This window comes from Haemophilus parainfluenzae, from assembly GCF_014931415.1.
Lineage (GTDB): Bacteria > Pseudomonadota > Gammaproteobacteria > Enterobacterales > Pasteurellaceae > Haemophilus_D > Haemophilus_D parainfluenzae_AF.
Window position 1 is genome coordinate 14,714 of record NZ_CP063121.1, and the last position, 16,536, is coordinate 31,249.

Consider the following 16,536-nt stretch of genomic DNA (forward strand, 5'->3'; position numbering starts at 1 on the left):
CGCTATACCAAAAATAAAACAGACTTCTCGCAAAGATTCGAAACCTCCTGAAAATTGACCTCACTTTTTTCTTTTCATTAATTAATATGCAGACAAACTCCCCCTTAATGCCTCGTGAAAAATTGTTGAAATATGGCGTTGAAGCCTTAGAAGATCACGAATTACTTGCTATTTTTCTACGAACAGGGATTAAAGGTTGCCCTGTCATGGAATTATCACATAACGTGCTGCAACATTTTGGCTCTCTTCGAAGCTTATTAAGCGCAGATAAAGAAGCCTTTTGCAAAGTAAAAGGATTAGGCATTACGCAGTTTATTCAACTGCAAGCCACCACAGAAATGACAAAGCGGTATCTGAAGCAAGAATTACTAATAGAGCATGTATTTAGCGACACATCTACGGTAAAGCTTTATCTTCAAGCGGAGCTTCATCACGAAGAACGTGAAATTTTTATGGTGTTATTTTTAGATAATCAACATCGTTTGATTAAAAAAGAGCGGTTATTTTTAGGCACAATTAATGTGACGAATGTTTATCCTCGTGAAATCATCAAAGAAAGCCTTTACTGCAATGCAGCCGCCTTAATTTTGGCTCACAACCACCCTTCTGGCCTAGCAGAACCGAGCTATTCCGACAAAATGATCACACAAAAAATTATTGAAGCTGCTGAGTTAATGGATATCCGAATTTTGGACCATTTTATTGTCGGCAAAGGCACTTGTTATTCTTTTGCAGAACATAATTTGTTATAGTTTTAGGGAATTTGATGATTTTTTTATCGTTCATTTCCATTTAAAGACGGAAAAATCGCTTTTAGACTTGAGAAATGAAAATAAAGTCAGTATAATTTGCGACCTTTAATATAGTAAGTGGGTCGGATACTGCGACCTGACGAGGAAGCAAGCTTAGTTTTAAGCTTCATTATCCGAACCATAAGCTCGAGCTTATATTTAAATTATTGGAGATTATTATGTCTAGAGTTTGTCAAGTAACAGGCAAGCGTCCAGCTGTGGGTAACAACCGCTCACACGCGTTGAATGCGACACGTCGTCGTTTTCTTCCAAACCTTCACACTCACCGTTTCTGGGTTGAAAGTGAAAACCGTTTCGTAACCTTACGTTTAACTGCGAAAGGTATGCGTATTATCGATAAAAAAGGCATTGATGCAGTGTTAGCTGAAATCCGTGCTCGTGGCGAAAAAATCTAAGGAGCTAAAACATGGCAGCTAAAGGCGCTCGTGAGAAAATCCGTTTAGTTTCTACAGCAGAGACTGGTCACTTCTACACAACTGATAAAAACAAACGTAATATGCCTGAAAAAATGGAAATCAAAAAATTTGATCCAGTAGTGCGTAAACACGTTATCTATAAAGAAGCAAAAATCAAATAATTTTGCTGATTTGAAAAAAGCCCGACATTGTTCGGGTTTTTTTATACCACAAATTCATTACCGAGATTATCTATGCCTGAACTTCCTGAAGTTGAAACAGCCCTACGTGGTGTCAGCCCCTATTTAAAAGGTTTTACCATTGAAAAAATTGTAGTGCGCCAACCACAATTACGCTGGGTGGTTTCTCCAGAATTAACAACGCTCAAAAACGTCAAAATTTTAGATACTTCTCGTCGTGCGAAATATCTAATTATTCACACAGAAAAAGGTTACATCATTGGTCATTTAGGGATGTCTGGCTCCGTTCGAATTGTGCCACACGATAGCCCTATTGATAAACACGATCACCTTGATATTGTGATGAATAATGGCAAATTACTGCGTTATAACGACCCTAGACGCTTCGGTGCGTGGTTATGGACTGAAAACTTAGATGACTTTCATCTTTTCCTAAAACTTGGTCCTGAACCACTTTCTGATGAATTTAATGCCGAATACCTTTTTAAAAAATCACGCAAAAAATCGACCGCACTTAAAACCTTTTTAATGGATAATGCTGTTGTTGTGGGCGTAGGAAATATTTATGCCAATGAAACACTCTTTTTATGTGGTTTACACCCAATGAAATTAGCTGAAAATCTCACGCGAAACCAATGTGCCTTACTCGTTGAAACAATTAAAAGTGTATTAACAAAAGCTATTACACAAGGGGGAACAACATTAAAAGATTTCTTACAACCCGATGGCCGTCCAGGTTATTTTGCTCAGGAATTATTAGTTTATGGAAACAAAGATAAACCTTGTCCAAAATGTGGTACAAAGATTGAAAGTATGATTATTGGGCAACGCAATAGCTTTTATTGCCCACATTGTCAGAAAAAGAAATAGGCGTGATACACGCCTTATTTTTTTAGAAAAAAGCACTCCAGAAATAAGAAATCGGCATGGCGAGGAAAAGAGCCGGCAACATATTCGCTACATGGAACATTTGAATATTACAAATGCGAAAACCTGCCGCTATCATTAGCATACCGCCTACTGCGGCAAAATCACCTCGCATTTCAGGTGTCACAAAAGGAATAATAAATACTGCAGAATAAGCTAAAATCACTTGAACCAATGTTTGTGGCACAAAAATACTCGCGACAGAAATGCCGAGCGATGTAGCAAAGATCATCGCGGTGAAGAAATCTAGAAAGGATTTCACAATGAGGATATCAAAATTCCCTGTCATCCCCTCATTCATCGCCCCGAAAATACCCGTTCCGCTAAAAGAAAATAAAATCACAATCGCAACAAATTTAGACAAGAACTCTTCTTGGCTATGCATGCTACTTGGTGTATCAGGGAACATCTTTTCAACAAGGCCTTTCGCTGATGAGGCGAGCTTATTGATCCCATGCTCTAATAAAAGCAATTCTCCAATTATCGTGCCTAATAACACCGATAAAATCATTGCAGGCATATTTGTCGTTTTCGCTACCATCACAATGCCCATGCCCATAGAACACAGACCAAAGATCAAGGTTAAATTAGTGCGTAAACGTTCTGGAATACGTCCACCGAGCGCTGCTCCAATAACTGCACCACTAATAATCGCCAGTGCATTGATATAAGGTCCGATAATCATATTCATCTCCAAGTTAACATATCCTATTATACGAAAAACAGGATGAAAATCGACCGCACTTTTGGCAATAAAAAAGGCATGGTTCCCCATGCCTTTTGTTTATTAACGATAAATTACCAGTGGTAACCTGCACCAACTGCTACACCCACTTTACCTTGTGTATCGCTCGTACCGGCTAAACGGATAATGATTTTACCGTTGTCTGAAATACGTGACATACCTAATGCCACTGCATTTTGACCTTGGTAATTACCCGCTGCCACAGATACCATGCTCTTACCAGGAATGTACGCTTGTGGCAATTGAGACGCTGCTAATGCGCTCGCTGTACCTGCATTGACACGTTTACCTAACTTGTTCACTTGACCATTTAAGTGGTTGATCTTGTTATTCATGTCAGCTTTTACTTCGTGTAATTGGCTGCCGTTTACCGCATCAGTACTGTCTGCCGCAATGCGTCCTGGTGCAACATTGGTAATTTGTTTATTACCTGCATCAATACCATTTTTAGTCATACTTGGACCATTTTTAATGGTGACGCCATTGCCATCAATCACAGTATCACCCGCAGTGAATTTGTTTGCCGTTACGCTTTCCACTTTAAGGTTTTTCTTGATACCTACACGAACATTACCGCTCTTATCAATGTTTGTCATCACATTATCACCACCATCAAACTCACTCCAGTTTGTGTTGCTATCTGCGCCTTTCACATTGATTTGGCTATTTAATTTCGCACCATAAACATCGCCTACGTTTGCACCAAATTTTAAGCCGTCACTTAATGTCGCAACAGTTTCATCACCAAATTTCATACGTTTTGGTGTTTTACCATCAAGATTTGGTGCTGCATATTTATCTTTATCTTTATCTTTATCTTTACCACTTACTACTGTAATTGGCGTTGAGTTATCACCTTCGCCAAGATTGATAGTTGTTGCAGTGACATTTTTAGCTTTCAAGTTTTCTGTGGTAGAAATAGTAAAATTCATACCAGCTTGCTTAATTTTGATATTTTGTCCAGCAATATAAGTCACGGTATCACCTGGGCTTACCTTTTGAACAGTTCCACCTTCAGTTTCACTACCGTCTTTATTTACAGTGACAGCTTCACCACCGTCTTTATTCACAGTTGCATTCCAACCTTTACCCGCAAGTTCCTTCACTTCGTATAACTGACTACCATTCACTGCATCTTTGCTATTGGCATTAACAGCGCCATCTGCAACATTGCTAATTGTCTTACCTGCAGCATCAATCCCTGATTTAGTAACATTTGGACCACCAGCAATAGTTAATCCATCAGTATTAATGGTTGTATCACCAGCTTTTACGCTATCAACGTTGATGTTTTTGTTTAATTTAACTTCAACTTTATCATCAGTTGCTTTAGTGGTGATATTATCATCACCTTTAATCGTAACAGTAGAACCCAATTTTTCCACATTAGTTGAACCGCTATCACCGTTAAAAGTTAGACCTTTTGTGTCTACCGTAGTCTTCGCATCAACACCTTGTTTAATCTCATCTTTCGTTTTTTTAGATAAATCAAGATGATAGTTAGTTACTAAAGCATTACCTAACTTTTCTGGGCCTTTTGGATCTACAGTAAGCGCTTCTGAAGTTGTCACATTCGCTGACGTATCCACGGCATTAATTGTATAAACACTTTTACCATTAGCGTCTATTTTTTCTTCAACCGTGGTATTTTCACCTGCTTCTACTCCAGTTTTAGCGGCATTAACGGCTTTGTTTAATTGTGAAACATTGACTGCATCTGTATCATCAATACCAGCTGCAACACCTGTGATTTTTTTGTCACCTGCATTAATGCCATCTTTTGTTACAGACACATCACCTGTTGTTAAGCCGTCTTTATCTAAAGCAACATCATCACCCACTTTGATACCATCACTATTCATCACAGTATCGCCAGTTGTAACACTATTGATATTGATATCTCTTGCTAACTTGATATTTAATGTATCTTCGCCATCAGCTATTACACCAATATTATTGTCAGAAAGATTAGCGTCATCAGCTAGACCACCTTTAATATTAACCGTTGTGCCTAATTTACGTTCAACATTTAAACCAGTGTCACCAGCAAAGGTTAATGGCATATTACGTACGTTATTAATTGCATCAGCTACATCACCTGCTGTAGCAATATTATTTGGATTCGCTGCAGTTACATTGCCTGCTGCATCAGTCGTGAAATTTGTTGTATTCACATCAAATTTCACAATGGTGCCATTATCCGCATCAGTTACATTTACAGTGGTTAAATTACCATCTTTAAAGTTCACAAAACCGTTGTTATTAATACGTGATTTATCAGTACCATTTTGTTGTACGTTAAAGCCACTATAAGTTAATACGGCATAAAGCTGTGAACCGTTGATTGCATCAGTAGAGTTTGCAGTAACACGGCCCGCACCTACATTTTGAATTTGACGTTCAAAACCTTCTTTACCAACTGAAACAGCACCAAGCGAATTATTAGCTAAACCTGCTTTAAACTGTTTATTTTCACTCACGCCAGTATCATTTTTGAAAGCGGCTTCATGGGCAGCTCCACCGAAAACATTGCCACCTGCAACACTATCTTTACCTAGTGCAACTGAATTTTGTACCGTTGCATTAGCTGATGAACCAATCGCTACACCATCAGCTGCTGTACCTACTGCACCTTTACCGATAGCAATAGATGCTTGTGCAGAAGCATTTGCATTATTACCTACTGCAATACCATAAATATCACTAACATTTGCATTCGCCCCCGTAGCAACGCCTGCATAAGCAGAAGAGGCAGTATGACCGATAGCCACACCTAACTCTTTCGCATCTGTATTAGAACCTAGCGCTGTCGAGTTGGTAACAGCTTTAGCATTTGTACCAACAGCCGTAGCATTACCGCCATCCGCATGAGTCGCAAAACCTATCGCTGTAGAGTTTGAATAATTACTGGTTGCATTATTACCTAATGAAACGCCATTAACTGCACTTGATTTTGCATCAGGACCAATTGCAATAGAATTAACTGCCGTTGCACCATTATTATTTTTATTTCCCTCAACAGTAGAATTAACCGAGAAATAACGGATTTTTTCAATTTCTGCCATCGCAGCGTAAAGCTGAGAACCATTGATCGCATCAGTCGAGTTTGCAGAAATATCACCTGGTGATAAGTTGATGAGTTGACGTTCATAGCCTTTTTTACCAATGGAAACAACATCCCCCGCGATAGTATCAGCACCACCCGCCCAAGTATAAGTTGTCCCTAAAATAGTACGAGTAGTATAGGCAACCCCCGCTTTATCCGTCGCAGAACCGCCACCAATCGCAACAGAGTTTGCAAAAGTTGCATTAGCTCCTGTACCAACAGCGACAGCATTCGTTTTTTGCGCTGCAGCCAATGAACCTAATGCTAATGAAAGATCCCCAGATTTTGTTTTTGTTCCTAATGATACAGCAGCCTCACCAGCAATCGTATTCATCCAACGGGGAGTTTGAAGATCCCCTCCAGTTAAATCTTTAAATGCTTGTTGAACCGTTCCCGTTTTATCTTGGCCATTAGTATTGATATAAGTCGTTTGTGTAGCCGCTGCTTTATCAGTATCATCCCCACCAATCGCAACCGATGCATTACCATAAGAAATAACATTACCGCCAATCGCAATTGATTGATCGCCTCGAGCCCATGCACCCTCAGTAATAGAATTACCACCAAATGTAGCTGCTTTATCAGCTCTAATGCCAGCTCCAATAGCAATAGACTGGTTTACTCGTATAACAGAAGTGCTATCACCAACTTGAGCATTTTGACCGATGAGAATATTACGACTACCCGTTGTTCCACCATAATTTCCTGTGCCATCACCAATCAGCACACTATTGTCATAACGACCATTTACGCCATAACCAATAGCGGTAGTACTTCCACCGCTTGCTGATGTGGCACTGTTCCCAACCGCAATACTAAAAGGATGTACATTTGTAGGCGCATTGCTTCCATCCCCCACAATCACGTTCGCTTGCGCCGGCATCATCACTGCAGATAAAGAAAGTGCAAATGCTGAAAGTTTAAAAAGAGAAGATAAACGTGTTTCGCTTGTTACACGTTGTTCTGAGTTTGAAGAGGCTTTTACTGCCCCTTTCGCTAATTCTGATGTCACGACAAAAGATTGTGTCGTTTTGTTCCAAATAATCTTAAATACTTTGTTCATAAAAAGGTTCTCCCAAACAAATAGGCCAATAAGTTGTTGCGAAGCTAAAATAATGCAAACTAAGCAAGTAAATAATAAAGTTCTTGGAGTATATAGGAGCGAAGCATAAGATCAAGTAAATGTTTGCTTTTTACACTGTTTTTTACAAAAAATTTACATTTTAACGTTTGCGTAAAAACCGAACATTAAAAAAGTAGTCAGGATGGGCTAATCACAAGGGTTTAATCTCTCTCAAACAAGTAAAAAACACGATGAAAATCGATCGCACTTTTTCCTCTTTAGGGTATCCTCCTCTACCACTTCCTTAACACCCAACATACCCCTTTATGAGTATTTTGATTTTAAAGTTTGATCAACCTCAAAGTTTTGAAAAAAAACCTTAGGAAAACTACTACTTTTTGGTATCTTATGCTTGCGTTGAGCTATTTTTATGAGTGATTTCAAAAGCTTAATAGGAATTGTTCGCATTTAAAATTGTTTTTTTATTCTTTCCTAATGGAGTGATTATCGTGAACGCATTGAGAAAAAGCCTTGTTTTGGCCACTTCTTTCGCAGCTTTAGGTGTGTATAACTCAGCGATGGCTGAAATGGTATACAAGCCTGTTGAACAACCTGTGGAAGCACCAAACCCTAATTTAAAAATCGAAGCAGTGAATGAAAAATTTGCTGAGAAATATCCTAGCCAATTCAATTCGTGGAAAGCGACTGAAAAAGGCGACAAAATCATCTATGCTAATGAACAAGATCCTCGTTTAATCGTGTTATGGGGGGGCTATTCTTTCGCAAAAGAATATAACGCACCTCGTGGTCACGTTTATGCAGTAGAAGATGTACGTAATATTTTACGTACTGGTGCGCCCAAAAATGCAAATGATGGCCCTCAACCAATGGCATGTTGGACTTGTAAAGGTCCAGACGTTCCTCGTTTAATTGCAGAATGGGGTGAAGATGGTTACTTTGGTGCCAAATGGGCTAAAGGTGGACCAGAAATTGTCAACTCGATCGGTTGTGCTGACTGTCACGATACGACCTCTAAAGACTTTGCTGAAGGCAAACCTGCATTACGTATTGCTCGTCCACACGTTCTTCGTGCATTAGATCACTTAAATAATGCACTTCAAGCAAAAGCAAAAGCTGAAGGTAAAGAACAAGCTAACTTAAGCTTTAACACAGCTGCTCGCACTGAAAAACGTGCTGAAATCTGTGCAAACTGTCATGTTGAATACTACTTCGCGGGCGACTTAAAACAAGTAACCTTCCCTTGGGATAACGGTCAAACTGTTGATGACATCGAAAAATACTATGATGATATCGGCTTCAGTGACTGGACTCACTCTCTTTCTAAAGCACCAATGTTAAAAGCGCAACACCCTGACTTTGAAATTTGGTCTTTAGGTATGCACGGTAAAAACGGCGTAACTTGTATCGACTGTCACATGCCTAAAGTACAAGGTAAAGACGGTAAAGTTTACACCGACCACCAAATCCAAAACCCATTCGATGCATTTGATACCACATGTGCAAACTGTCACGATCAAAGCAAAGAAAAACTTAAAGACATCGTTGCTTCACGTAAAAAAGAAGTGAAAGATGTAATGGGTCGTTTAGAAGATCAAGTTGTTCGTGCTCACTTTGAAGCGAAAGCGGCATGGGATGCAGGTGCAACTAAAGAAGAAATGGAACCTGCTTTAATGGATATCCGTCACGCTCAATGGCGTTGGGACTACGCAGCAGCAAGTCACGGTGGTCACATGCACGCACCTGATGTAATGCTTCGCGTATTAGGTTCTGGTATCGACAAAGCTGCGGATGCACGTGCTAAACTTGCAGCAATCTTAACTAAACATGGCGTGAAAACTCCGGTTGAAGTACCAGATATTTCTACAGCTGATAAAGCATGGAAAGTAATGGGTATTGATATCGAGAAAGAACGTCAAGCGAAAAAAGAATTCTTAGAAACTGTTGTACCTCAATGGGTAAAAGAAGCGAAAGCCAATGGCAAATTAGCTGAAGATACCGCAACAAAACAATAAAAAAAGAACCGCACTTTGTAACTAAAGTGTCGAAGTGCGGTCATTTTTAACCATATATTTGAGGTAATCAGAATGAATTTAACTTCTTTAATCAGCAAATCGGCAAAATCCCTTGCATTGCTTGCAATGCTTGCGGCAATGCCAATGGCTGCAAGTGCGGAAGAGATGGCAAAAACACCTGCCTCTCAACTCACTTACGAGCCACAAATGGATAACCAACGTGATCCAAACCAATATTGTGCAAAATGTCACAAATTTGACCAAGTTGATAAAAACCAAACTTTAGATCAATCTGGTGGTGAATTACACTTTGGTAAATTCCACGGCGCACACTTAAATCAAAAAAGCCCTAACACAGGTAAACCGATTAACTGTGTAAACTGTCACGGTAATATTTCGGAAGATCACCGTCGTGGTGCAAAAGATGTGATGCGTTTTGATGGCGATATCTTTGGTGATAAAAAACCAATGTATACCGCGCAAGAACAAAACCAAGTTTGTTTTGCTTGTCACCAACCGGCAAAACTTCGTGAAAAACTTTGGGCGCACGATGTTCACGCAATGAAATTGCCTTGTGCAAGCTGCCACACATTACACCCGAAAGATGATGCGATGAAAGGTATTCAACCGAAAAATCGTGTGAAACTTTGTGTAGATTGCCACGGCGAACAACAAAAACGCAAAGCGGCAAAAGAAGCACAATCACAAACGCAATCAACCGAACAAAAGGATAAATAATGACAGCTTGTTCACGCCGAAACTTTGTTTCCGGCATGGGGGCATTAATCCTTATGACGGGGACATCAGTTACCTCTTTAGCGAAAGAGGAAAAGGCGGATAAACCGAAACGCTATGCAATGGTACACGACGAAACAGCTTGTATCGGCTGTACCGCTTGTATGGATGCTTGTCGTGAAACAAACCACGTTCCTGAAGGCGTTTCACGTTTGGAAATTCTCCGTAGTGAACCTTACGGCGAATTCCCAAATCAAGAATACGAGTTTTTCCGTCAATCTTGCCAACACTGTACAAACGCCCCTTGCGTGGCAGTTTGTCCGACCGGTGCATCATTTATTGATCCTGAAACAGGTATCGTCGATGTGCATAAAGATCTTTGTGTAGGTTGCCAATACTGTATTGCAGTTTGTCCTTACCGCGTACGTTTCATTCACCCAGTACACCGTACTGCGGACAAATGTAACTTCTGTCGCGATACAAACTTAGCAGCTGGCAAACAACCTGCTTGTGTAGAAGCTTGTCCAACCAAAGCATTAACCTTTGGCGATATGAATGATCCAAGCAGTGCCGTTTCCCGCAAAGTGAAAGAAAAACCGGTTTATCGCACGAAAGTGGAATTAGGTACTCAACCAAATCTTTACCATATTCCATTCCAACACGGGGAGCCAAGAAGATGACATTAGATTATCCTGTTCCGTTTCACACACCTAATTTAGTGTGGGATTCAACAATCGCTATCTATTTGTTCTTACTTGGTATTTCTTCCGGTGCGGTACAATTAGCGATTGCTTATAAACGTAGTCACAAATTAGAAAATCCTAGCAAAAACTGGATTATCCGAGCAGCCGCCGTTTTAGGTTCTGTGCCAACATTAATTGGTTTAACCCTGTTAATTTTCCACTTGGCACGTCCTTGGACATTCTGGAAATTGATGTTTAACTATCAATTCAACTCTGTAATGTCTATGGGGGTAATGTTATTCCAAGTTTATATGCTGTTCTTGGTGTGTTGGTGTGCGGTTATCTTCAAAGAAGATATCATGGCGTTCATTCAACGTTTTATGCCAAAACTTGGCTTCATCGGTAAAATTATCAATGTATTAGAACGTTTAACTGGTCCTGTAGAAGTTATTCTCTTCATCTTAGCCGCTGTGCTAGGGGCTTATACTGGTTTCTTACTTTCAGCATTGATCAGTTACCCAATGTTGAATAACCCTGTTCTACCAGCGTTATTCCTGGCTTCTGGTACCTCTTCAGGTATCGCAGCAACCTTCTTATTTATCCTCATTGCAGGTAAATTAAAAGGTGATAGCCATGAATCACACTTCATTCATAAATTTGAAGTGCCAATTATGGTGACTGAACTTGGTTTATTAATCTGTTTCTTTGTTGGTCTACACTTCGGTGGTGGTCAGAAAGTGGTTGCATTACACAATGCACTTTCCGGCTTCTGGGGTGCAGTGTTCTGGATTGGGGTATTCTTAATTGGTATCATCATTCCTCTACTTGCGAACCTTGCAGTAAAAGACAACTTAAAATACAACAAGAACTTTATTATCCTTGTGTCAATCTTCGACTTAATCGGGGTTCTCTGCTTACGTTACTTCATCTTGTATGCAGGACAACTTACCGTTGCGTAAGGATAAACTTCTTATTTAATCAAAAGGCGTATACAATACGCCTTTTGTTTATTTAAAAGACTAAAGTGCGGTTAATTTTACGTATGTTTTTCATGCTTAAAATTAACCTTATTTTGTCAAATACAACTATATAATACTGAAGAATACTATGCTCCCCGAATTCGGATTTCTATCACTACTCTTCGCTACTACCGCAGCACTCTTACTTTCTATCGTGCCACAAATTGGTATTTGGCGAAATAAACCCTCTCTCACCAACACAGCTTGGGGATTAAGTTATTGCTTCGGTATTTTTACGAGCGTTTCAATCGGTATTCTTGCCTACTCTTTTGCAACAGATGACTTCACTTTGGAATACGTGGCAGCGCACTCCAATTCTCAACTACCAACATTTTTCAAAGTCGCCGCCACATGGGGCGGACACGAAGGCTCAATTTTATTTTGGCTTTTCACATTAAGTCTTTGGTTAGTGGCTTTTGCCTTTTTCTCTCGCAAAAATGACCGCACTTTTTCTGCACAAACCCTTTCTTTACTCGGCTTAATTTGTCTTGGGTTTGCTATTTTTATTTTGTTCTACTCCAATCCATTTGGACGTGCTTTTCCTGCCCCTGCGGAAGGGCGAGATCTCAACCCAATGCTGCAAGATATTGGCTTAATTTTCCATCCACCACTGTTATATGTGGGTTATGTGGGCTTTGCCGTTAACTTTGCCATGTCCATTTCTGCCTTAATCTTTAATCGTTCTGCGCAAGCAATCGCGCGTGCGATGCGAGCCTGGGTTCTCGTTTCTTGGTTATTCCTAACATTAGGGATCGTGCTCGGTGCATGGTGGGCATATTATGAATTAGGCTGGGGTGGCTGGTGGTTCTGGGACCCTGTAGAAAACGCCTCTCTTATGCCGTGGTTATTGGGTCTTGCACTTTTACACAGCTTAATGGTGACTGAAAAACAAGGCATGTTTAGCTACTGGACAACACTCTTTTCCCTACTCGCTTTTGCATTCAGTGTATTAGGCACATTTATTGTCCGTTCAGGCGCATTAACTTCCGTGCACGCCTTTGCTTTAGATAGCTCCCGTGGTTATGTGTTATTACTCATTTTCTTCTTACTGACTGTCGGCTCGCTCAGCTTATTTGCGCTACGCACAAATACCAATGAAAGTGCGGTCAAATTTCCACTCATTTCTAAAACTGGGGCTATTTTAGGTTTAAACATCGTATTGACCGTCGCAACCGTCAGTGCCTTCTTAGGCACCTTCTATCCTATGCTATTCCAAGCCATGAATTGGGGAAGTATTTCTGTGGGGGCCCCTTACTTTAATAGTATTTTCTTGCCCTTGCTCACGTTAGTACTTTTTGCCATGGCGGGTACACTTTGCTTAAACTGGTTTAAATCAGACAAAAAACGCTTTTTCAAACGTCTGTTATTACTTATTCCCGCTGCAGTAATTGCTTATGGCATGATTTGGAACGCGTTGCAAAATGACAGTGCGTTACGTTTCCATTTCTTTGCTTATGTATTACTCACCCTCGCTATTTGGGTATTATTCGTCACCTTATGGCAAAATTGGACAAAAGTAAGACTTGCCTATTTTGGAATGATTCTTGCACACTGCGGCGTGGCTATTGCCACAATGGGCGCCGTGATGAGTAGTTACTTTGGTAGTGAATTAGGTGTTAGACTTGCACCACAACAAAGCCAACAATTAGGTCAATTTGAATTCCACTACGATCGTTTTTCCAATGAAATTGGGCCAAACTTTACCGCCGAAGTCGCTTTCGTTAGCGTGTCAAAACAAGGCAAACCGTACGCTGAAATTGTACCGGAACGCCGTTATTATGATGTTCGAACTATGACCATGAGTGAAGTGGGCTTAGATGCAGGCTTTTGGGGCGATTTATACATTGTTATGGGCGATAACTTAGGCAAAGGCGAGTTCACATTCCGCTTACATTACAAACCACTTATTCGCTGGTTATGGCTCGGAGGCATTTTAATGGCACTTGGTGCATTATGTTCAGCCATCAATTTGAAGAGAAAACGTGATGAATAAAAAGTTTATTTTGTTTTTACCGCTGATTTTGTTATTGAGTATTTGCTTACTGCTTTTTGTTGGCTTACATAAAGATCCAAAACAAATTGCCTCAGCTCTCATTGATAAGCCTGTGCCAGAATTCTATCAAGCGAATTTGCTTGAACCGAGTCAAATTGTCAGCCCAAGAGATTTCCCGAAAAAGCCTTTTCTACTTAATGTGTGGGGAAGTTGGTGTGGCTATTGCCAACAAGAACACCCTCTTTTAATGGAAATTTCAAAAGACGTGCTCATTGTGGGCATCGACTATCGTGACAAACCACAAAACGGTATTGCGATGCTAGAACGTATGGGTAATCCATTTATACTTACCATTGACGATAGTCGTGGTGAATTTGCGATGCAATTAGGCGTAGATGGTGCACCAGAGACCTATATTGTCGATGAACACGGCATGATCCGTTATCGTCATTCTGGCTATATGGATCGTGAAACGTGGCTTACCGAAATCAAACCAAAACTTGATGAATTAACAAAAAAGTAAAATGAAAAAATTAACCCGATTTCTGACCGCACTTTTACTGACTTTCGCCCTTTTTGCTCACGCAGAAATGGTGGACACCTATGCGTTTAAAAACCAAGCCGATCGTACTCGTGCTGTTGAACTGGCAAAATCCTTACGTTGCCCACAATGTCAGAATCAGAACTTAGTTGAGTCCAATTCGCCGATTGCTTATGACTTACGTATTGAAGTCTATAAAATGGTGGATGAAGGAAAAACGAATCAGCAAATTATTGATACGATGACTGCACGTTTCGGTAATTTCGTGAACTATAAGCCCCCTTTCCAATGGAATACCGCACTCCTCTGGTTATTACCTATTTTGCTATTAATTGGTGCTTTTGCGTTGATTTTGTTTTCCACTAAAAAATCAGAAGACGAACCTAAACCACTTGAAAATAAACCTTATACAGCGCCTAAAGAAGAAAAAAATGCGGTCAAATTTGAAACCAAATCTGCCATTTGGGTCTTTGCTATTTTGTTGGTTCTTCCTTTAAGTTATTACTTCTCCCTTGATCGTTTTGAGCGTGTTCAACAAGGTGAAAAAGAAATGATTGAGCTTGCCAACAAAAAAGCAGATACATCAATGGTGCATCAAAAAGAAGATATGGTGCTCAAAATTCAAAATAAAATTCGAGAAGATGTGAATAACCCTGAGCTTTGGGCTCAGCTAGGTGACGCCTATATGCAAAATGATGAATTTGATCATGCTCTCATCGCCTATAGCAATGCAGAAAAAATTTCAGGCACAACACCCGCTATTTTAGGCCTAAAAGCGACCGCACTTTATTATCAAGCAGGTCAAAACATCACACCGCAAATCCAGCAAATAATGGATGAAGCGTTAAAACAAGATAAACATGAAATCTCGGTAATCACATTATTGGCGACTGAAGCTTTTAAAAATCATGAAGCCGAAAAAGCCAAAGCTTATTGGCAACAATTATTAGATTCGGGGAATTCTGCCGTGGATCGCCGTACTGTCATCCAACGAATCAAAATGATAGACTATTTTGAAAAAGGACAAACCTCACAATAAGCTATGTCTCATTATTCAGAAAATATCATTATTGGAGCCGGTGCTGCCGGCTTATTTTGTGCCGCACAGTTAGGAAAGCTGGGCAAGCAAGCCACCATTTTTGATAACGGTAAGAAAATTGGCCGAAAAATTTTAATGTCTGGCGGCGGATTTTGTAATTTCACCAATATGGAAATCAGTCCAGACCGTTATATCAGTCAAAACAAGCATTTCGTCAAATCTGCCCTAAAACGTTATACACAATGGGATTTTATTGCTTTAGTCGCTGAATACGGCATTCCTTACCACGAAAAAGAATTAGGTCAGTTATTTTGTGATAACGGCGCAGAAGATATCGTGAAGATGCTCGGAACGGAATGTAACAAATATGGTGTTAGCATTCAATTACGTAGCGAAGTCAGTGATGTTGAAGTCGTTGAAAACAATCCTAAAGTGCGGTTCAAATTAAAGGTAAATGCGGTTGAATGGCAATGCCAGAATTTAATTATCGCCACAGGTGGGCTCTCCATGCCTGGCTTAGGCGCTTCGCCTTTTGGCTATCAAATTGCAGAACAATTTGGATTAAATGTGATTCCTCCGCGAGCAAGTCTTGTGCCATTCACGTGGCGAGAAAGTGAAAAATTCTATGCAGCTCTCTCTGGTGTTTCATTAGATGTGGCGGCTACAAATCAAAACAAAACCTTTACTCATCAAATGCTATTCACCCATCGCGGTTTATCTGGTCCTGCTATTTTACAGATCTCCAATTATTGGCAACCGGGTGAAAGCATTCATTTGGATTTATTGCCTTATAACAATATTCGTCATCACCTGGATGAAATGCGTCAATCTTCGCCAAAATTGCAGCTAAAAACCGTATTAAGTCGCTTATTGCCGAAGAAATTAGTCGAACTTTGGTTAGAACAAGGCTTGATTCAAGATGAAGTGATTGCAAATTTAAGTAAAGTACGGTTAGAAAATCTAGAGAATTTAATCCACAATTGGCAATTCATTCCTAATGGCACTGAGGGCTACCGCACAGCTGAAGTCACAATGGGCGGTGTTGATACCCATGAGATTTCATCTAAAACCATGGAAGCCACAAAGATTAAAGGTCTCTATTTTATCGGTGAAGTGCTCGATGTCGTTGGTTGGTTAGGTGGCTATAATTTTCAATGGGCATGGAGTTCTGCTGCCGTTTGTGCAATGGGGATTGCTGAAAGCTAATCTTTCTCTGCATTAATTATTTTCATCATGAATGGAAAA

The 16,536-nt window shown here is 40.1% G+C and carries 14 protein-coding genes; 12 read left to right on the forward strand and 2 right to left on the reverse strand.

Going from position 1 to position 16,536, the window contains the following annotated elements; genetic code table 11:
• Window positions 1-86: 86 nt before the first annotated feature.
• From radC to mutM, 4 genes are all read left to right on the forward strand, one after another.
• Window positions 87-752, forward strand: coding sequence for a RadC family protein (gene radC / locus INP93_RS00080; RefSeq protein ID WP_049371887.1), 666 nt, complete (start codon window positions 87-89; stop codon window positions 750-752).
• A gap of 218 nt (window positions 753-970) precedes the next feature.
• Window positions 971-1,207: a 50S ribosomal protein L28 gene (rpmB, locus tag INP93_RS00085; protein WP_005599762.1), complete on the forward strand. Its 237-nt coding sequence runs from the start codon at window positions 971-973 to the stop codon at window positions 1,205-1,207.
• A gap of 11 nt (window positions 1,208-1,218) precedes the next feature.
• Window positions 1,219-1,389, forward strand: a complete 171-nt coding sequence (gene rpmG, locus INP93_RS00090) for a 50S ribosomal protein L33 (protein WP_005613503.1) — start codon at window positions 1,219-1,221, stop codon at window positions 1,387-1,389.
• A 72-nt stretch (window positions 1,390-1,461) separates the two neighbouring features.
• Complete coding sequence (mutM, locus tag INP93_RS00095; protein ID WP_193451374.1) at window positions 1,462-2,277, forward strand: DNA-formamidopyrimidine glycosylase; 816 nt, start codon at window positions 1,462-1,464, stop codon at window positions 2,275-2,277.
• Window positions 2,278-2,299: 22 nt separating this feature from the next.
• On the opposite strand, the gene INP93_RS00100 is transcribed toward mutM, so the two are convergent.
• The gene (locus INP93_RS00100) at window positions 2,300-3,019 is read right to left on the reverse strand and encodes a DUF554 domain-containing protein (RefSeq protein ID WP_193451375.1); all 720 of its coding nucleotides are present in this window, start codon (window positions 3,017-3,019) and stop codon (window positions 2,300-2,302) included.
• 113 nt (window positions 3,020-3,132) lie between these two features.
• Window positions 3,133-7,248, reverse strand: coding sequence for a YadA-like family protein (locus INP93_RS00105; RefSeq protein ID WP_193451376.1), 4,116 nt, complete (start codon window positions 7,246-7,248; stop codon window positions 3,133-3,135).
• Between the two features lie 509 nt (window positions 7,249-7,757).
• Here INP93_RS00105 and nrfA point away from each other — a divergent pair.
• The 8 genes from nrfA to INP93_RS00145 all read left to right on the forward strand — a co-directional run bounded on the left by nrfA (window position 7,758) and on the right by INP93_RS00145 (window position 16,497).
• Complete coding sequence (gene nrfA, locus INP93_RS00110; protein ID WP_180363118.1) at window positions 7,758-9,281, forward strand: ammonia-forming nitrite reductase cytochrome c552 subunit; 1,524 nt, start codon at window positions 7,758-7,760, stop codon at window positions 9,279-9,281.
• A 72-nt stretch (window positions 9,282-9,353) separates the two neighbouring features.
• A complete protein-coding gene (nrfB, locus tag INP93_RS00115; RefSeq protein WP_197544802.1) occupies window positions 9,354-10,019 on the forward strand; it encodes a cytochrome c nitrite reductase pentaheme subunit in 666 nt (221 codons plus the stop codon).
• A complete protein-coding gene (gene nrfC / locus INP93_RS00120; protein WP_049376106.1) occupies window positions 10,019-10,696 on the forward strand; it encodes a cytochrome c nitrite reductase Fe-S protein in 678 nt (225 codons plus the stop codon). The genes nrfB and nrfC overlap by 1 nt, the downstream gene beginning before the upstream one ends.
• On the forward strand, window positions 10,693-11,658 hold the full coding sequence (nrfD, locus tag INP93_RS00125; RefSeq protein WP_049376107.1) for a cytochrome c nitrite reductase subunit NrfD: 966 nt from the start codon (window positions 10,693-10,695) through the stop codon (window positions 11,656-11,658). Before nrfC ends, nrfD begins: the two co-directional genes overlap by 4 nt.
• A gap of 148 nt (window positions 11,659-11,806) precedes the next feature.
• On the forward strand, window positions 11,807-13,711 hold the full coding sequence (gene nrfE / locus INP93_RS00130) for a heme lyase NrfEFG subunit NrfE (protein WP_197544803.1): 1,905 nt from the start codon (window positions 11,807-11,809) through the stop codon (window positions 13,709-13,711).
• Window positions 13,704-14,234, forward strand: coding sequence for a DsbE family thiol:disulfide interchange protein (locus INP93_RS00135; RefSeq protein ID WP_197544804.1), 531 nt, complete (start codon window positions 13,704-13,706; stop codon window positions 14,232-14,234). The genes nrfE and INP93_RS00135 overlap by 8 nt, the downstream gene beginning before the upstream one ends.
• A gap of 1 nt (window position 14,235) precedes the next feature.
• Complete coding sequence (nrfF, locus tag INP93_RS00140; protein WP_049384508.1) at window positions 14,236-15,291, forward strand: heme lyase NrfEFG subunit NrfF; 1,056 nt, start codon at window positions 14,236-14,238, stop codon at window positions 15,289-15,291.
• A 3-nt stretch (window positions 15,292-15,294) separates the two neighbouring features.
• A complete protein-coding gene (locus INP93_RS00145; protein ID WP_197544805.1) occupies window positions 15,295-16,497 on the forward strand; it encodes a BaiN/RdsA family NAD(P)/FAD-dependent oxidoreductase in 1,203 nt (400 codons plus the stop codon).
• The last annotated feature ends 39 nt before the right edge of the window (window positions 16,498-16,536 follow it).